Source organism: Paenibacillus sp. M2, assembly GCF_046713495.1.
In the GTDB taxonomy this organism is placed as follows: domain Bacteria; phylum Bacillota; class Bacilli; order Paenibacillales; family Paenibacillaceae; genus Paenibacillus; species Paenibacillus amylolyticus_B.
Window position 1 is genome coordinate 2,852,092 of record NZ_CP169648.1, and the last position, 15,870, is coordinate 2,867,961.

13 protein-coding genes are annotated in these 15,870 nt (G+C 47.9%); 6 read left to right on the top strand and 7 right to left on the bottom strand.

From position 1 onward, the window contains the following. Window positions 1–76 precede the first annotated feature (76 nt). The 4 genes from ACETMN_RS13310 to ACETMN_RS13325 all read left to right on the top strand — a co-directional run bounded on the left by ACETMN_RS13310 (window position 77) and on the right by ACETMN_RS13325 (window position 6,027). Window positions 77–1,231 carry a type III polyketide synthase gene (locus ACETMN_RS13310; protein ID WP_411736229.1) on the top strand — a complete coding sequence of 385 codons (1,155 nt, stop codon included), beginning with the start codon at window positions 77–79 and terminating at the stop codon, window positions 1,229–1,231. A gap of 114 nt (window positions 1,232–1,345) precedes the next feature. Then, window positions 1,346–3,592 carry an MMPL family transporter gene (locus ACETMN_RS13315; RefSeq protein WP_411736230.1) on the top strand — a complete coding sequence of 749 codons (2,247 nt, stop codon included), beginning with the start codon at window positions 1,346–1,348 and terminating at the stop codon, window positions 3,590–3,592. 191 nt (window positions 3,593–3,783) lie between these two features. Then, window positions 3,784–4,803, top strand: a complete 1,020-nt coding sequence (locus ACETMN_RS13320; RefSeq protein WP_411736231.1) for a dienelactone hydrolase family protein — start codon at window positions 3,784–3,786, stop codon at window positions 4,801–4,803. A 108-nt stretch (window positions 4,804–4,911) separates the two neighbouring features. Then, the gene (locus ACETMN_RS13325; protein ID WP_411736416.1) at window positions 4,912–6,027 is read left to right on the top strand and encodes a rhamnogalacturonan acetylesterase; all 1,116 of its coding nucleotides are present in this window, start codon (window positions 4,912–4,914) and stop codon (window positions 6,025–6,027) included. A 128-nt stretch (window positions 6,028–6,155) separates the two neighbouring features. Here the strand turns inward: ACETMN_RS13325 and mnhG are convergent, their stop codons facing one another. The 6 genes from mnhG to ACETMN_RS13355 are packed head-to-tail and all read right to left on the bottom strand — an operon-like array spanning window position 6,156 to window position 12,064. After that, entirely contained in the window at window positions 6,156–6,548 is a 393-nt protein-coding gene (mnhG, locus tag ACETMN_RS13330; protein ID WP_074094788.1) for a monovalent cation/H(+) antiporter subunit G, read from the bottom strand. Further along, complete coding sequence (locus ACETMN_RS13335; protein ID WP_017688855.1) at window positions 6,532–6,816, bottom strand: Na(+)/H(+) antiporter subunit F1; 285 nt, start codon at window positions 6,814–6,816, stop codon at window positions 6,532–6,534. Before ACETMN_RS13335 ends, mnhG begins: the two co-directional genes overlap by 17 nt. Continuing rightward, window positions 6,816–7,292 carry a Na+/H+ antiporter subunit E gene (locus ACETMN_RS13340; protein WP_105598383.1) on the bottom strand — a complete coding sequence of 159 codons (477 nt, stop codon included), beginning with the start codon at window positions 7,290–7,292 and terminating at the stop codon, window positions 6,816–6,818. Before ACETMN_RS13340 ends, ACETMN_RS13335 begins: the two co-directional genes overlap by 1 nt. A gap of 6 nt (window positions 7,293–7,298) precedes the next feature. Next, complete coding sequence (locus ACETMN_RS13345; RefSeq protein WP_105598384.1) at window positions 7,299–8,777, bottom strand: Na+/H+ antiporter subunit D; 1,479 nt, start codon at window positions 8,775–8,777, stop codon at window positions 7,299–7,301. Beyond that, window positions 8,770–9,108, bottom strand: a complete 339-nt coding sequence (locus ACETMN_RS13350; RefSeq protein ID WP_036670645.1) for a Na(+)/H(+) antiporter subunit C — start codon at window positions 9,106–9,108, stop codon at window positions 8,770–8,772. The genes ACETMN_RS13345 and ACETMN_RS13350 overlap by 8 nt, the downstream gene beginning before the upstream one ends. A gap of 1 nt (window position 9,109) precedes the next feature. Then, a complete protein-coding gene (locus ACETMN_RS13355; protein ID WP_105598477.1) occupies window positions 9,110–12,064 on the bottom strand; it encodes a Na+/H+ antiporter subunit A in 2,955 nt (984 codons plus the stop codon). A gap of 301 nt (window positions 12,065–12,365) precedes the next feature. On the opposite strand from ACETMN_RS13355, the gene ACETMN_RS13360 reads away from it, so the two are divergent. Then, complete coding sequence (locus ACETMN_RS13360; protein WP_091016871.1) at window positions 12,366–14,006, top strand: diguanylate cyclase domain-containing protein; 1,641 nt, start codon at window positions 12,366–12,368, stop codon at window positions 14,004–14,006. Between the two features lie 71 nt (window positions 14,007–14,077). Then, window positions 14,078–14,599 carry a hypothetical protein gene (locus ACETMN_RS13365; protein WP_091016869.1) on the top strand — a complete coding sequence of 174 codons (522 nt, stop codon included), beginning with the start codon at window positions 14,078–14,080 and terminating at the stop codon, window positions 14,597–14,599. A 103-nt stretch (window positions 14,600–14,702) separates the two neighbouring features. Here the strand turns inward: ACETMN_RS13365 and ACETMN_RS13370 are convergent, their stop codons facing one another. Beyond that, on the bottom strand, window positions 14,703–15,842 hold the full coding sequence (locus ACETMN_RS13370; protein WP_091016867.1) for a GGDEF domain-containing protein: 1,140 nt from the start codon (window positions 15,840–15,842) through the stop codon (window positions 14,703–14,705). Window positions 15,843–15,870 lie beyond the last annotated feature (28 nt).

The window sequence follows — 15,870 nt, forward strand, 5'->3', positions numbered from 1 at the left end:
AACCTATTTGATATATAGGATGTTAAAAAGCCCACTTTTGATTACGAAAGACAAGACTATATAGGGGGTTAAGCCGATGAACCAGCTTGAGGAAAGTACAGGGGCAAGTATTATGGGAATAGGAACGGCGTGGCCAGCCCACCGTATTGAGCAAAAGGATGTGTCTGCCCGTCTCGCGCAAGCGCTGGAACATGAGCCGGATGCGAGAAGATGGGCCAAACGGATCTTTAATCAGTGCGGTGTGGAGACTCGGTATACGTGTGAACCGAATCTGCTTGAGCCTGTTGATTCTTGCAGATATTTACCCTTTACCAATGCGGAGGAGGTTCCGACTACATCCGAGCGTATGGGCAAATACAAAGCTGCTGCTGTTCCCCTTGGTCTGGAGGCGGCCGGACAGGCGCTTCAGGACGCAGACGTATCCTCCTCGGAAATTACACATCTCATTACGGTGAGTTGCACGGGGCAATTCCTGCCCGGACTTGATGTTCGGTTGATCCAGCAACTTGAACTGTCACCGCAGATCAACCGGATTCCCCTGGTGTTTCAAGGATGTGCAGCGGGTCTGAAGGCGATTCAACTGGCCAATTCCATTGTAACGACAGATCAGAAGGCTACGGTTCTCATCGTGTGTGTGGAACTATGTACACTTCACTTTCAGCCATCTGCCAAACGGGACGACCTGTATGCTGCATCGTTCTTCGGAGATGGCGCCTCTGCCTGTGTTATTGGTGCGTCTGGAACAGACCGCAATGAATGTTTTCGACTGGGCCGAGGGCACTCAACGCTGCTCCCGGATTGTGCAGAAGAAATGATCTGGGAAGTGGGCAATACAGGCTTTGATCTCTACCTGTCACCACAGATTCCGAAGCTGCTTGGTTTGCATCTCGGTCCAGAGGTAGAGCGGTTGCTGGAGAGTAGCAGTTTACCGGAAATATGGGCGATCCATCCAGGAGGCAGAGGCATCGTGGATGCCGTTCAGAAGCTGTATCAGTTGACAGATGAGCAGGTCTCCTACAGCCGAAACATCCTGCGGGATTATGGCAACCTGTCGTCCGTGACGATTCTTTTTGTTCTTCAAGCCATCCGCGAGGATTACAGACAGAAGGAAGAACATTCCAGTGGGATAGCGCTGGCTTTTGGCCCGGGACTGACAGCAGAGTTACTTCCTTTTACATACATCCCTGCCCCCATAGCGAACAGAACACCTGTGAATCATGGTATCCAATAGTTCATGAACCCGGGTGAAGGAGATATGCACCGCAAGTGGTTGAATGTGCTTATGATCTTACCCTTACCGATGAATATAATCGAATGACTAATCTGATCGCAGAGGAGCTTAGGTATGGGTTATCGCAGACTTGCTGCCTTCATCAGCCGATATCCGCGGTTCATTATTCTCTGCTGGGTATTTATCATCGGGATGTCAGCGGTCTGGGCGTGGAAGTTACCTGACATTGTTCAAGATCACGGATTGAAACAAGTTCACGGGGATGCGCAAGCGGTTGAACTTGTTCTGGAGGACGAATTCGGTTCTCCTGCTGATCCGGTTATTCTGGTTTTTGAGAAAAAGGAAAATACCTCACCGTTACAGTTCCGGCAGTGGATCAAGGATCGTCTGACACAGGTTCAAGTGTTGCCTGCGGTAACTTCTATCACATCCCCTCTGGATGTTAGCGAAAGGGGGACGTTTCAAGACCATAGGGCATATGCCCTTGTGAAAATGGATGTACCTGCACATCAGATGGGTCCCCCACTGGAGCAGTTGCGCGCCGTGCTGGCAACAGACGGTCCAGGTACGGTGCAATTGACTGGAAAGGCAGTCGTGCAGCAGGATGTCAATCATCTGAGCTTTCGTGATCTGGAACGGGCAGAGATGGTGGGACTGCCGATTGCCCTGATCGTTTTGTGTTTTGCATTCAGGGGGCTATATGCCGCGTTGATTGCTGTCATGATGGGGATCAGTGCTGTGATTATCGCTATGGGAGTCACGTCACTCCTTGGTTATCATCTGGAATTGTCCAACTTTATCATTAATGTGATTCCCATGGTGGGCATGGCACTGAGTATAGACTTTGCCTTGATCATTCTGAGCAGGTACAGGGAAGAAGTTCAGCGGGCCTATGAAGATGAAGGCAAAGCTAACGTTACGGGCAGCAGCCTGGATATGCAGAGCGAGATTTTGCGAAGCAAGATTCTTCAGCAAACATTACGTACAGCAGGCAGAGCGGTGTTGTTCTCGGCAGCTTGCGTGCTCCTTGGGCTGCTGGGTTTGCTCTGGATCAGATTGCCGATGTTTCTGAGTGTCTCCTTGGGAGCCATTATTGTTCTGCTCCTATCGTTACTATTAAATGTTACGCTGCTGCCAGCTCTGCTATCACTGTCTGCGAATGGTGTATTCAGGCGAAAGTTAGTCCATTGGTTACCTAGAGGTTCAGTCTGGCATCGATGGTCAGCGATGGTCATGAAACGACCAGTCAGTATGGCCATTGGAGGTACGGTTGTGCTGCTCCTGTGTGTTTATCCAGTAACCCGGCTGGAACTGTCCGTCCCGGATGCTTCTTCACTGCCAGAGAGAATGGAGTCCCGCCAAGCAGCAGAGCAGTTGCAATATGATCTGGGGCAAAAGAATACCTCCGCCATCGAGATCGTGATTGGCGGACAGCAGGAACTGTTGACTGCCTCTCACTGGCAGATGGCCCACAACAAAGCCCGTCAGCTACTGCAGGACTCAGGCGTATTGAGCATTGTTTCACCATGGGGCCTATTACAGCCGAATCAAAATGGCTCGCAGAGCCTTTTTCAAATTCCACCGTCGGCGCTCACTCCTTCCATAGAAGGCAAGGAGTCAACCAGGACGACATGGCTGCGTTCAACGGTCTCTGATCATTCGATTCGATTGATAGCCACGGTGCACGGGGAGCCTGGTTCGGAACAGGTTGCAGACTGGCTGGAACGAATGAGGAAGAGCGATTATACACTTGGTTCCACCAACGTAAAACTACGTTATGGCGGGGAAGCTGCCAAGCAATATGAAATAATGCAGGAAGTCACAAGTCAACTGCTCAAAGTGCTGTTATTTGTGGTGGTCACCAATTACCTTGTGTTACTGGCAGCATTCAGATCTCTGCTCATTCCAATCAAGGCAATTCTGATGAATCTGCTTAGCTTAGCCGCTTCATTTGGCATATTGGTTTGGGTGTTTAATGAAGGACATCTGGGGATGGAAACGTCAGCCATTGCCATTATGATTCCTGTATTCATTGCAGGATTGGTGTTTGGCATATCCATGGATTATGGTGTGTTTATGCTGAGCCGTATTCAGGAAGTGTATAGACGAACCGGAGACAGTGATGTGGCTGTCCAACAGGGATTGGCTTCTACAGGCCGTCTGGTTACCTCCGCAGCGGCCATTCTGCTTGCGGTGACCGTGCCGTTTGCTTTTGCTGAAGTCGCAGGTGTGAGGCAGTTAGGGATCGGAATCACGGCAGCGGTGTTGATTGACGTTACGTTGATCCGGCTAATACTGGTACCTGCATTGATGAAATTAATGGGCAGGTGGAACTGGTGGTTGCCAGGGCAGATAAAATGAAGGGTATTTCCGTAACCTGTCTTCAGGTTGGAGATATCCTTTTTTTGGCTAGAAATCGTGTGATTCCATTCAAAACAGGCAAACATGTTCAATTCATGGGTGACATCCATGTTCTATAATGGATGGGATTAATTCCATATGACAGTCTTATATCTACGTTATCCTACGAAAAACAGGAGGGACACAGGCCCATGTCTGATATTGAAGCCTATCTACAACAACAAACGAATCTTCGTGGTCGTTCCGCGTATCATGCAGATCAACCCCTGGAGTTATGGCGCAATCAGTTACGTACACGTGTGAAAGAACGGCTGGGCGGTTTTCCCACGATGGCGGCCGCGCTGAATCCTGTCTTACTGGAGCGCATTACATGTGACGGATATATTCGGGAGCGAATTGAAATTACGACCTATGCAGGACTTCGCATGCCAGTGTATTTATTAATTCCGGGTGATGGAAGCATTACCGAAAACAAGAGACCTGCTATCGTTGCTTGTCATGGGCATGGCTATGGTAGCCGGGAGATCTCTGGCATGGAACCGGATGGTTCACCACGGACTGGAGAGCCCGGATTACACAAGGATTTTGCAGTAGCGCTTGTGAAGCGTGGATATGTGGTTGCGGCTCCAGAGCTGCTCGGGTTCGGTGATCGAAGACTGGCAGAGGACCGCGATGCGCCACCAGGGGTAAGCTCTTGTACGAAGATTGCGGCGCATCTGCTCATGGTGGGGAAGACTCTCGCCGGTCATAGGGTGTATGAAACAACACGTGTACTGGATTATGTATCGAATCGGCCAGAAGTGGATTCGGAGCGAATTGGAAGCATGGGTATCTCGGGAGGTGGACTGGTGACCGCATTTACAGCCGCGTTGGATGAACGGTTCAGGGCAACTGTGGTAAGCGGTTATGCAAATACATTCCAGGGCAGCATATTGGATCGGAACCATTGTCTGGACAACTATGTGCCAGGTATCCTGCGTGAAGCGGAATTGCCGGATCTCATCGGCCTGATTGTGCCTAGGCCACTTTTTATTGAAGCCGGAAGTGATGATCAGGTGTTCCCAATCCATGCAGCGAAAGAGGCGTATGCCCGTTTGACACATATATATGAGCAGGCGGGAGCATCAGAATCACTGGATGCGGATTTCTTTACAGGTGGACATGAGATTAGCGGAGCTAAGGCTTATGACTGGCTTGATCAAGTTCTGTGAAGTTGTGGATCGTGCACCAATATAATTCTGATTCGAGAGGAGAATTCAGTGATGAAATGGTCAATATCGGTAAAGCTTCTGCTCTGTTTTGTTCTGTTTGCAAGTACAATGGGCATCGGTCTGGGAAGCAATGAAGGGCAAGTCGCCGTAGCGGCAACGGACAATTACAGATTTGATTTTGGTTCGGGTGCTGTTGAGAACGGTTACACAGGCGTGTCCGCAGGAGATGCCTATACGCCTACGAAAGGTTATGGCTTCAACACACCTGCACAGATGAGGAATGTGTCTGCCTCAGGAAGCGGGGTTAAGAGTGACGCTGTGCAGTTTCTGACGTACGGCACCAAGAGCACCAATACCTTCAATGTGAATCTGTCCAATGGCCTATATGAAGTTAAAGTGGTCCTTGGCAATACTGCCAGAGCCAGCGTGGCTGCAGAAGGTGTCTACCAGATCATCAATATGACGGGCAACGGGGCAACGGACCAGTTTCAAATTCCGGTGACTGACGGGCAATTAAACCTGCTGGTTACAGAAGGAAAGACAGGTACCGCCTTCACACTTAGTGCACTTGAAATCCGGAAGTTATCCAATCAGACCGTTACCAACCGCACGATCTACATTGGTGGTGATTCAACAGTCTGCAATTACTATCCGCTGGGTAGCAGTGTACAAGGAGGTTGGGGACAGCTGTTTCCGTCTTATGTGAACAATTCCACCTTCCAGGTTCGAAATATGGCGTCAAGTGGTCAATTTGCGAGAGGTTTCCGCGATGATGGTCAGATGGAAGCGATTCTGAAGTATATCAAGCCGGGAGACTATTTTATTCTGCAATTCGGAATTAACGATACCAATACCAAGAATAATACAACGGAGGCGCAGTTCAAAGAGATTATGCGGGATATGGTGCGTCTGGCGAAAAACAAAGGAGCAACGGTTATCCTCTCCACGCCTCAGGGCCGGGCAACAGACTTTAATACAGCGAATGTACATCAAGCGGAGAACCGCTGGTACAATCAATCCACACGTGCACTCGCTCAGGAAGAGGGGGTTACCCTTCTTGAACTGAATAAGTTAAGTTCTGCCTATTTCACTTCAATTGGTCCTGCGGCAACACTTGCTCTGTATATGACAGGGGATAGTCTGCATCCGAATCGTCAAGGGGCTGCGGAGCTTGCACGTATTGTGGCTGCGGATCTAAGAAGACAGGGATTGAATGGATTCTGACTTTACTACTTAATCAGTCTGCATAATCAGTGTTGATCCGTGTATGAAAAATAAAAAAATACCCCCGGGAACATGCCGCGAAACGGGCGGCTGATCCTTGGGGGTATTTGTTATGCCCAGGCTGGGGATTACTCCATCATGTCCTTGGCTTCATGGTTCACCTTTTTACCTTTTAACAAGGGTTCCAGTTCATCTTGCACGCTCTGCTCCCAGAGTGGCACATCTGTGCGATAGGCGGCCCGTCCGTTCAGATGTCCGGCGACAGGAGCCGTAATGAATACAAACAGAATACCTAGCAACAAGCGGGCACTGATATAGTTATCGAAGTACCAGAAGTAGAAAAATGTAGCGCTTAGTACACAGAACACACCAAGTGTCATACTTTTGGTTGCGGCATGGGCACGTAGATATACATCAGGCAGACGGATAAGTCCGAATGCACTGAGTGCACTGAGTAGTGCACCGAGCAGTACGAGTAAACCTATAGCGGTTTCAGTGGTTACCTTAACGATCTCCATCATTTTTGAATACCGCCCCCCGTTCAATATAACGTGCAAATGCCACTGTACTTAGAAAAGCCAGAATGCCAATCAGCAAGATGATATCCAGATAGGCCTGGGTTTGCAACATCATCGACAGTACGGCAACGATAGCAATCACATTGATGCCAATGGTATCCAATGCTGTAATCCGATCAGCCATGGATGGTCCCCGAAGCACCCTGTACAAGCACCCTAGTATGGCTAAGGAGAGAATGAGCAATGAGATGAACAACAGTGAGGATAACATTAACGCGTCACCTCCATAATTGCTTTTTCGAATGTGTTTTGAATATTATCTCTCATTTTCTGTTCATCCTTGATATCCAGCGCGTGGATAAACAGTTTGCGTTGATTACCCGAGATCTCAAGTGGCAGAGAACCTGGTGTTAATGAAATAAGCAGACAGAGCAGGGTGACCTCCCAATCCGAGGACAATTGAGTTTTATACGTAAAAATACCGGGCCTTATGTCGAGCTTGGGCTTGATAATCTGGCGTATAACCTCAATGCTGGCTCGCACCAGTTCCTTGAACAGCAGTGCAATCAGTTTGAAGATGGCCCAGACTCGAACAATATAGAAGCGCTGGGGGAAGAATCTGCGCATCCCCCCGATGAGAAGCAGTCCGAGCAGGTAACCTATGAGAAAACCAACACCATTCCAGGCGTTGTTCAGAAACATCCATACAAAAGCAATGATAAGATTCAGTACAATCTGAAAGGCCATAGACATCTACTCCTTCAATACGGCATCAATATAAATATTGGGATGCAGTAGAATATCGCCTGCGCGGGAGGTCAATTGGAACATGCCTTCAGCCCCCACACCCATTACGATGATGAATACAAACAGAATTCCGGCAGGAATCAGCAGACCGTTCACCGCGTAAGGGCGTCTTACAACCCCGGCAGGCGGTTCACCCCAGAACGCTTGTATGAAGATGCGCAGTACCGAATATAACATTAATAAGCTGGAGAGCACCGCAATGCCGGTCAGACCATACAAGCCTGCCTGCAAGCCACCTTCAAAGAGAAGCAACTTCCCCGGAAAACCACTGAATGGAGGCAAGCCCGCCAAGGCAAGTGCACTAATGAAAAACATCCAGCCGAGCAGCGGATAGCGATGGATCAGCCCGCCCATGTTGTCCAGTTTGGATGTTCCGGCAACCGCAATCAAGGCTCCGCCGAGAAGGAAGAGCAATGTTTTGATCAACATGTCATGCAGCATGTAGAAGAGCAGACCTTCCAGCGCAGGACGACTGGCCGAAGCCATACCAAAAGCGACAAAACCTACACCTGCGACCACGTTGTAGATGAGAATTTTGTTCACATCGCGGTAGGAGATCGCACCGATGACACCAAGGACCATCGTAGCACCAGCCATCCATCCGATCAGGGTATGGAAGAAATCAGGATCATGATAGAAGATCAGTGTGAATGTTCGCACAATCGCGTACAAGCCAACCTTGGTAAGCAATCCTGCGAACAATGCAGTGACGACGGCAGGTGGTGCCGCATAAGAGCCCGACAACCAGAAGAACAGGAACAGCCCGGCCTTGATGCTAAATACGATCAGAAAGAGAACGGCAATTAAGGTAATGACTCCGCTCTGTCCCACTTCAGCAATTTTGACGGACAAGTCTGCCATGTTCAATGTGCCAGTTATGGAGTAGAGGAAGCCGATGGAAGCGACAAAAAGAGCTGAAGAAACGATGTTAATCAAGACATATTTAATCGTTTCCCGAAGCTGTCTTTCCGTGCCACCCAATACAATCAGTGCATAGGAAGAGATGAGCATCAGTTCAAAGCAAACAAATAGGTTGAACAAATCTCCGGTTAGGAATGAACCGTTAACTCCTGCAATCAGAAAATGGAAGAACGGATAGAAGTGATGTTCTTCTCGCTCCTTGTTCACACTGCGGAACGCATACAGCAGACACGCCAGTGCAATGATGGAAGCGGCGACGACAAGTAGCGCCGATACCATGTCAGCTACTAGCACAATGCCATAGGGAGGTGCCCATCCGCCCATATTAAGCGTTAGAACTCCAGTCTGAGCTACCCGCGTAATGAGTATCGTTGAGACCACTGCTGTAAACAACAGTCCAATGACACTAATGATCCGCTGGATATTTGTTTTCCGGAAAAATAACAGAGACAGAACACCTGTAATTAAAGGCAACAGAATCGGCAGAACGACGAGATTATTCATATGGGCGCCCCCTTACTTCTTCCATATCGTCTGTTTTTAACTTCAGATAAGAACGATAGGAGAGAACAAAGAAGAACGCAGTGAGTCCAAAATTAATTACAATTGAAGTTAGTATCAAAGCCTGAGGAAGAGGATCGACATAACGTTCAGCCATCTCCCCAAGCAGTGGTGGGGCCCCTGTTTTGAGACGTGACATGGTGATCAAGAGCAGATGCACGCCATGGGTTAGTATGGACATGCCAAGTACGATTCGGAGCAGGCTCCGCGACAAGATTAAAAAGACGGCAACCGCAAACAGAATGCCAACGGCTACACACATCAATATTTCCATATCAGCGATCCTCCCCGATCTGTAGAATGATGGTCATGGTGACACCCAGGACAGCGAGATACACGCCAAGATCAAACAGCATGGCCGTGGCGAGTTCTGTTTCTCCCAGCAAAGGAAGTTCGAAATAACCGAAGGTTTGGCTTAAGAATGGAACTCCGAATATAAATGAACCTGCACCTGTCAGTAACGCTATACCCAATCCGATCCCTGTTAGAACACGGAAGTCAACGGGTAACGCTTTGCGTATCGTATCCGTACTGAATGCCAGGGCAATCAATACGAGTGCTGCCGCTGTTACCAAGCCGCCGATAAAACCTCCGCCCGGATTGTGGTGTCCTGCAAAGAACAGGTGCATGGCAAATGTCAGAATGATGAACACAACGACCTTGGTGGTCGTTTGCAGCAATACATCATTACTCTGCAAGGGTACAGTATCCCAGGAGGATGAGCTCCGTTCCCGGTTACCATACTTTTTCGTATTGTCCGCTTCATCATCCAGAGCAGGTTCGGAATCCTGACTTTCGTCCTTCTTACGGAACTTCAAGCGAGCTCCCAGATCTTTTGCTTCGAGGTTCAGATTAATCATGGAGTAGATGGATAGTGAAGCAACGCCAAGCACCATAATCTCCAATAACGTATCGAAGCCACGGAAATCAACCAATAAGACGTTCACGACATTTTTACCACCCGCAGACTCATACGCTTCCTGAAGGAAAAAGGTAGAAATGCTATCCAGTGATGCTGTTCCGCTTGCAGCTAGAGCTACAAAGGTCATCACAACTCCGACTGCAATCGCTACGATCATATTTACCGTGAGATAACTGCGGCTTGATTTGCCACGTTGCAATTCAGGCAGATGGTAGAAGCAAAGCAGGAACAATGCAACGGATACGGTCTCAACAATCATCTGTGTCAATGCCAGATCCGGCGCCCGGAAGAGTACAAACAGCAGGGTTACGATGTAACCAACCGCGCCCGTCATAATGACTGCCGACAGTCTGTTTTTGGCAAAAGGAATTGAAACCGCAGCACCGATGAGCGTGACTAGCAGAACGACCTCATAAAATGAGAAAGGTGCATTGCCCTGCAGATTCCAGGTGATATTCTCTCCTGAACGGAAGAAGGCATAGACCAACAAGGCGACCGTGAATGAAAAAATGTAAACCAGATAATTACGGACCGAGCCATTCATATAGGCTTCCGTCCATTTGCGTGCATAATGCTGGAGATTATCCAATACAACATGGTACATATTGTTAATGGTTAATCCTTGTGGATAGTGCTCATAAATATTCCTCCATCGTGGCAACAGCTTGTAGAGAGTGATTCCGAGAATCACAACTCCGATCGTCATAATCAGTTCCGGAGTCCATCCATGCCACAGGGAGAAATGTACATCGAAGCGCTCATTCCCATTCAAGAGGGATGGAAGCACAGCGGCCATGGCCGGTTCAATCAGTGATCCGGCCAGCAGATTCGGGAAGAGTCCGAATACAACGACAAGAACACCTAGAACAACGGGCGGAATGAGCATACCAGCGGGCGCTTCGTGCAGCTTCTCGGCAGGGATCTCGCTTTGGCTACGACCGAGGAATGTTTTGAACACGATAATAAGCGCATAGATCAGGGTAAACACACTTGCAAGCCAAGCGAATACCGGCAATAGAACACTCCAGGACCCAAGTCCAAAGATTCGCAGATGCGTGACTTCCACCATCGCCTGGAAGAATAACTCCTTGCTCAGGAATCCGTTGAACGGCGGAATACCCGCCATGGCAAGTGAACCGATCAATGCCACGGTGAATGTAATTGGCATGAATGAAGCAAGTCCACCGAGCTTCCGAATGTCACGTGTACCCGTTTCATGATCAACAATCCCTACGACCATGAACAGAGCGGCCTTGAAGGTCGCATGATTAAACAGGTGAAGCAGCGCAGCGGTTATTGCCACGGTGTACATCGCAGAGGACTCGCCATATCCGAAGTAGAGAGCAGCAGATCCAACCCCTAACAGGGACATGATCAGACCAAGTTGAGAGATGGTCGAATAGGCGAGAATCGCTTTGAGATCGTTTTTTTTCACCGCCAGGAATGATCCATAACACAAAGTCAGAAGACCAACGCCAGTAACGAGCCAGAACCAGAGTCCCTGTCCACCGAAGATCGGTGTAAACCGGGCCACAACGTACAGTCCGGCCTTGACCATGGTGGCTGAGTGAAGATAGGCACTAACAGGTGTTGGAGCTTCCATTGCATCCGGCAACCAGATATGAAACGGGAACTGAGCTGACTTGGTGAAAGCTCCAATCAGGATCAAGATAAGTGCGGGTAGAAATAGTGCGCTTTCCTGAAACTGACCCAATCCTGCAATGGTTGCACGAATACTGAACGTTCCGGTAATGAGATACATCATCATGAATCCGGTAAGCATGGCGAAACCGCCAAATACCGTAATCAGGAATGATTTTTGTGCTCCTGAAGTCGAGGCTTTACGTTTGTAATGGAATGCAATCAACAGGAACGACGTAATACTGGTCAATTCCCAGAATCCGTAGAGCACGATCATATTATCAGACAACACCACGCCCAACATGGCTCCCATGAACATCAACAGATACAGGTAGAAACGGTTCAGCGCTTCTTTCATATCCATGTAGAAGATGGAGTAGAGAACAACGAGGACACCAATTCCGGTGATTAGCAGTGTCAACATGAGGCTCAGACCGTCCAGATAAAGGTTAAATCCAATGTCCAGTGAAGGAATCCATGGGATATTTCCGGCTACGGTATTGCGCTGTGACACAGCGGGTATGAGACTCGCAAAGTATACAAATAATAGTGCCGGGACAAGGAGAACCGGCCATCCCAAATGGTTTTTACGGAAGAAACGATGCAGCATGGCAAGAAGAATGCCAGCGGCAAAAGGCAGAATAACAGCAACATGAAGCAGGCTCAACATTACACCCCCAATGTTTAGTATTTCGATTACTCTCTCTGTGACATACAGGCGCATGATCCTTTGAAGGATATGCTTGCTCTCTATATTCATAACCCAAGTATGTATATACAGAATCGTGTCTATTCTTTGAATGGAAGAAACACGGTGAAGATTTCAGTATAATATTGTATGGGCATGTATAATAAAAAAACACACAAGTTCCGATAAATATGAAAACGATTAGGTGACATTCCGTGTACTCTTTGCAGCATAGTTATGTTGAAAAGCAAGATGGTTTCACCGTGTAATGGAGGAAGTAATGTCATTCAAAATTAGAACTGTGCTTACAGTCATCTTTGCTGTGTTATCCTTGCTGGTTACCCTGACGATTGGGTCTATTTTTAGCCAAAAGTCATTTGTTGCTGTAGAGACTGAGATTGGTCACTCGCTTACAGGCACGGCCTCACAGGCTTCGGACAAGCTGGATCGATTCATGTCCGCTCGCGCGGGTGAACTGGACCTGCTGGGCCAAATGGCTTCGTTGGAAGATGGATTTCAACCTGATGAGATTCAGATGCTGCTGGATCAGTTACAAGATAGCTTTCCCTCATTCTCATGGGTTGGATTCATGGACCCGAAGGGAAAAGTGTTAGCTGCCACGGATGGTATCTTGCTTGGGGAAAATTTATCAGAGCGACCTGTGTATCAGGAGGGAATCAAGGGTAAATTCATTGGAGATGTGCATAATGCAGTACTTCTTGCCAAGCTGCTTCCGAATCCAACGGGAGAGCCGTTGCAATTTGTTGATATCAGTTTTCCGCTGAAGGATAGCAAGGGCCATATTCAGGGTGTGCTCGCTGCACATTTAAGTTGGGAATGGGCGAAGGAAGTCGAAGAGTCCGTGCTTGCCCCATTGAAAAGGGAAGAAAAAGACATTGAGTTCTTTATCGTAAGCAAAAAGGAACGTACAGTGCTGTTGGGGCCGAAGGAATGGATCGGTAAACCGTTGGCATTGCCCGGCATCGAAGAGGCCCAGCGCAACAAAAGCAGCTGGTCCATTGAAGAGTGGCCAGATGGTAAAGAATATGTGACAGGATTTGCCTACAGCCAGGGTCATCAGGATTATCCCGGATTAGGCTGGACCGTAGTCATTCGTCAAGTCAAGTCGACTGCTTTTGCTTCTGTATTTGACCTGATGTGGTTTAATGTGTGGGCGGGACTTGCCGTTACCGTGCTATTTGCACTGATTGGCTGGTTTGTCTCACGTCTGATCTCTGCCCCACTTGTGCGTCTTACCAGAGTAGCAAATCGACTGCGTGCAGGGGAAGAGCTTGAAATTCCTGCGATTAAGGGGATAAAGGAGATTGAAGTGTTGTCCCGTTCGCTTCGGGATATGCTGACCTCTCTTATGAATAAAAACTCGGAACTGGTCGTGATGCAGAATCTGGCGCATTTTGATCAGTTGACTAGTCTGCCGAATCGTACTGCCCTAGAAGTGTATCTGGAGGAGTCTCTGGAGACTGAAAGTGAAAATCACACGCTGACTTTTCTCTATCTGGATCTCGATGGATTCAAACGGGTCAACGATACACTTGGACATCAGACTGGAGATGTGCTGCTACAGAAAGTGGCCCAGCGACTGTCTGCTCTTGGTCAGGAGAAGGGTATAACGGTCCGATTGGGCGGAGATGAATTCCTGATTGTACTTCAGTCAGTTGGAAGTCATCCGAGGGAAGAAGCCATGGCTTATGCAGAAGCCATCATTCAAAGTCTGAACAAGCCGTTTATTATCGAATACGAGCGAATTCGAATTGGATGTAGCATTGGAGGTGCTGAGTATCCAACCAACAGCGACAATCCAAGTGAGATTATCCGGATGGCGGACGAAGCTTTGTATGAGTCCAAACGTGCAGGCAAGAACAGAATGACATTTTATTCCGAGTTGAAGCAGGATCGTTAGCGTATAATAATATTAGCTCGGTTATCCCAATCACCTTTGTACGAATGTGGCTATAGACAAGGAGGGGTGAAATGTCTGGAAAATATACAACTGTACCTTATGGTTATGAGCCACCTGCGGCCAACCGCAAAGGCACACTGACTTTTTATGACTCATTTGAACATGTGACCGATAAGCAACTCGAGCGAGCCGCTGCAACGGTAGACACCCGTTCATTCATACAGCTTGTGCTGTATCCTTTACACGAGAGCACGTTTAAACGAATGAGCAAGGATACGATACAGGCATATTACAAAAGAGAAGACCGCCTGCATGATTGGCGGCGGGAACATCCAACTTCACGTATACGTGTGGAGGGGCTTGAGGGCAAGAGAAAGAAATATACGCCTGTGGATAGCGCGCTGCGTCATATCACTGCGGAATATCCAGCCCCTCACTTTCTTTATTTGACGATAGAGATGGCAAATCTGTTTGCTTCATTTGATTCCTTCAAGGATTGGATCAAAGAGCTGCGTCTCATTATTGACGGATCGTCCGAATACCTGCATCCGATGCTGGAGCAAAATCGTCATCGCTGGGAATGGGCGGAATGAAAACATAGACGTATGAAGAAGATCGGCCTGCTGATCATATTCAGACCCAAAAAAAGTTGTGTTGTACAAACCGGGATTCCGGTGTACAGCACAACTTTTTTATTTATATTTTCTCTGCCAAGGACGAAGTCAGGTCAAGTGATGTTACGGTTTTATTTTTACCTGTTCGTTTGGCGGCATACAGACAGGCATCCACTTCCTCAAACAATTTGTCTTTGGTTATATTAGGGTTGTAGCTTTTGAGACCGATACTTACGGTGATGGAAGCTCCTTCAAGTTCCAGATGGCCCATCAGGGCAATCTTCTGACGAATCTGTTCCACCAAGGCATAGGCCTGCTTGAAAGATTGCTCAAACATCAATAAGGCGAACTCTTCGCCTCCGTACCGTGCTGCAATATCACTTGAGGTAATGGTTTCCTGAATGATCAGGGACACTTTCTCCAGAATGATGTCTCCAACCCGATGACCATACGTATCATTAATGGATTTGAAGTCATCAATATCGATCAGGGCCAGATGCATACTCATGCCACTGTTGGCATACTCAAATGCTTTTTCATAATAATCCTTGAATGAGCTTTGATTATAAAGGTTGGTTAAACCGTCAGTTTTGGACTGTTTGGTCATAATGGCATTTCGCACAATAAGGTCCTGCTTGGCAAGCATGCTGGCCTGAAGATCATCAAGCACCTCAACGCCGCTGGTTACGATAACCTGTGCTACATATGTACCTAGGATTAGAAAAGCAGGAATGGATACCATGTCAAATGAAGACAGGTATAACCGGTAGGCCGGATCGAACAAAACCAGAAAGTAACCAGTCATCTGCATCAGAAAGACAATCCAGACTCTCTTTTTACTGAAGAACAGCACCGAAGCAAAGATGGGCAACAGACAGATTGCTAATATAATCCGAATGTCATAATTGACATGAATAATTGTCCAGGCGATAACCGTGCTGGCTATAGACATGGTGTAAAAGGAATATGAACTGAAGCGCCGATCAACCCAACTTGCGAACAAAATGCATGAACTGCTGACGGCCGTAGGCCAGAACAGGACATTCATCAAGAAATCTATCGGTGTACGATCATACTCCAGAAACAGGAAACAGCCAATCTGAATGGCGAAATGTGCAATGATGACTATCCAGTAGGCATGGAGCATTTTTTGAATCCATTTGGAATGTTTGAACTCGTACTCTGTTGGAATGTGGCTATTGTGCGTATGGAAACCTTTCATATATCACCGCTGACTGCATCATAATGGT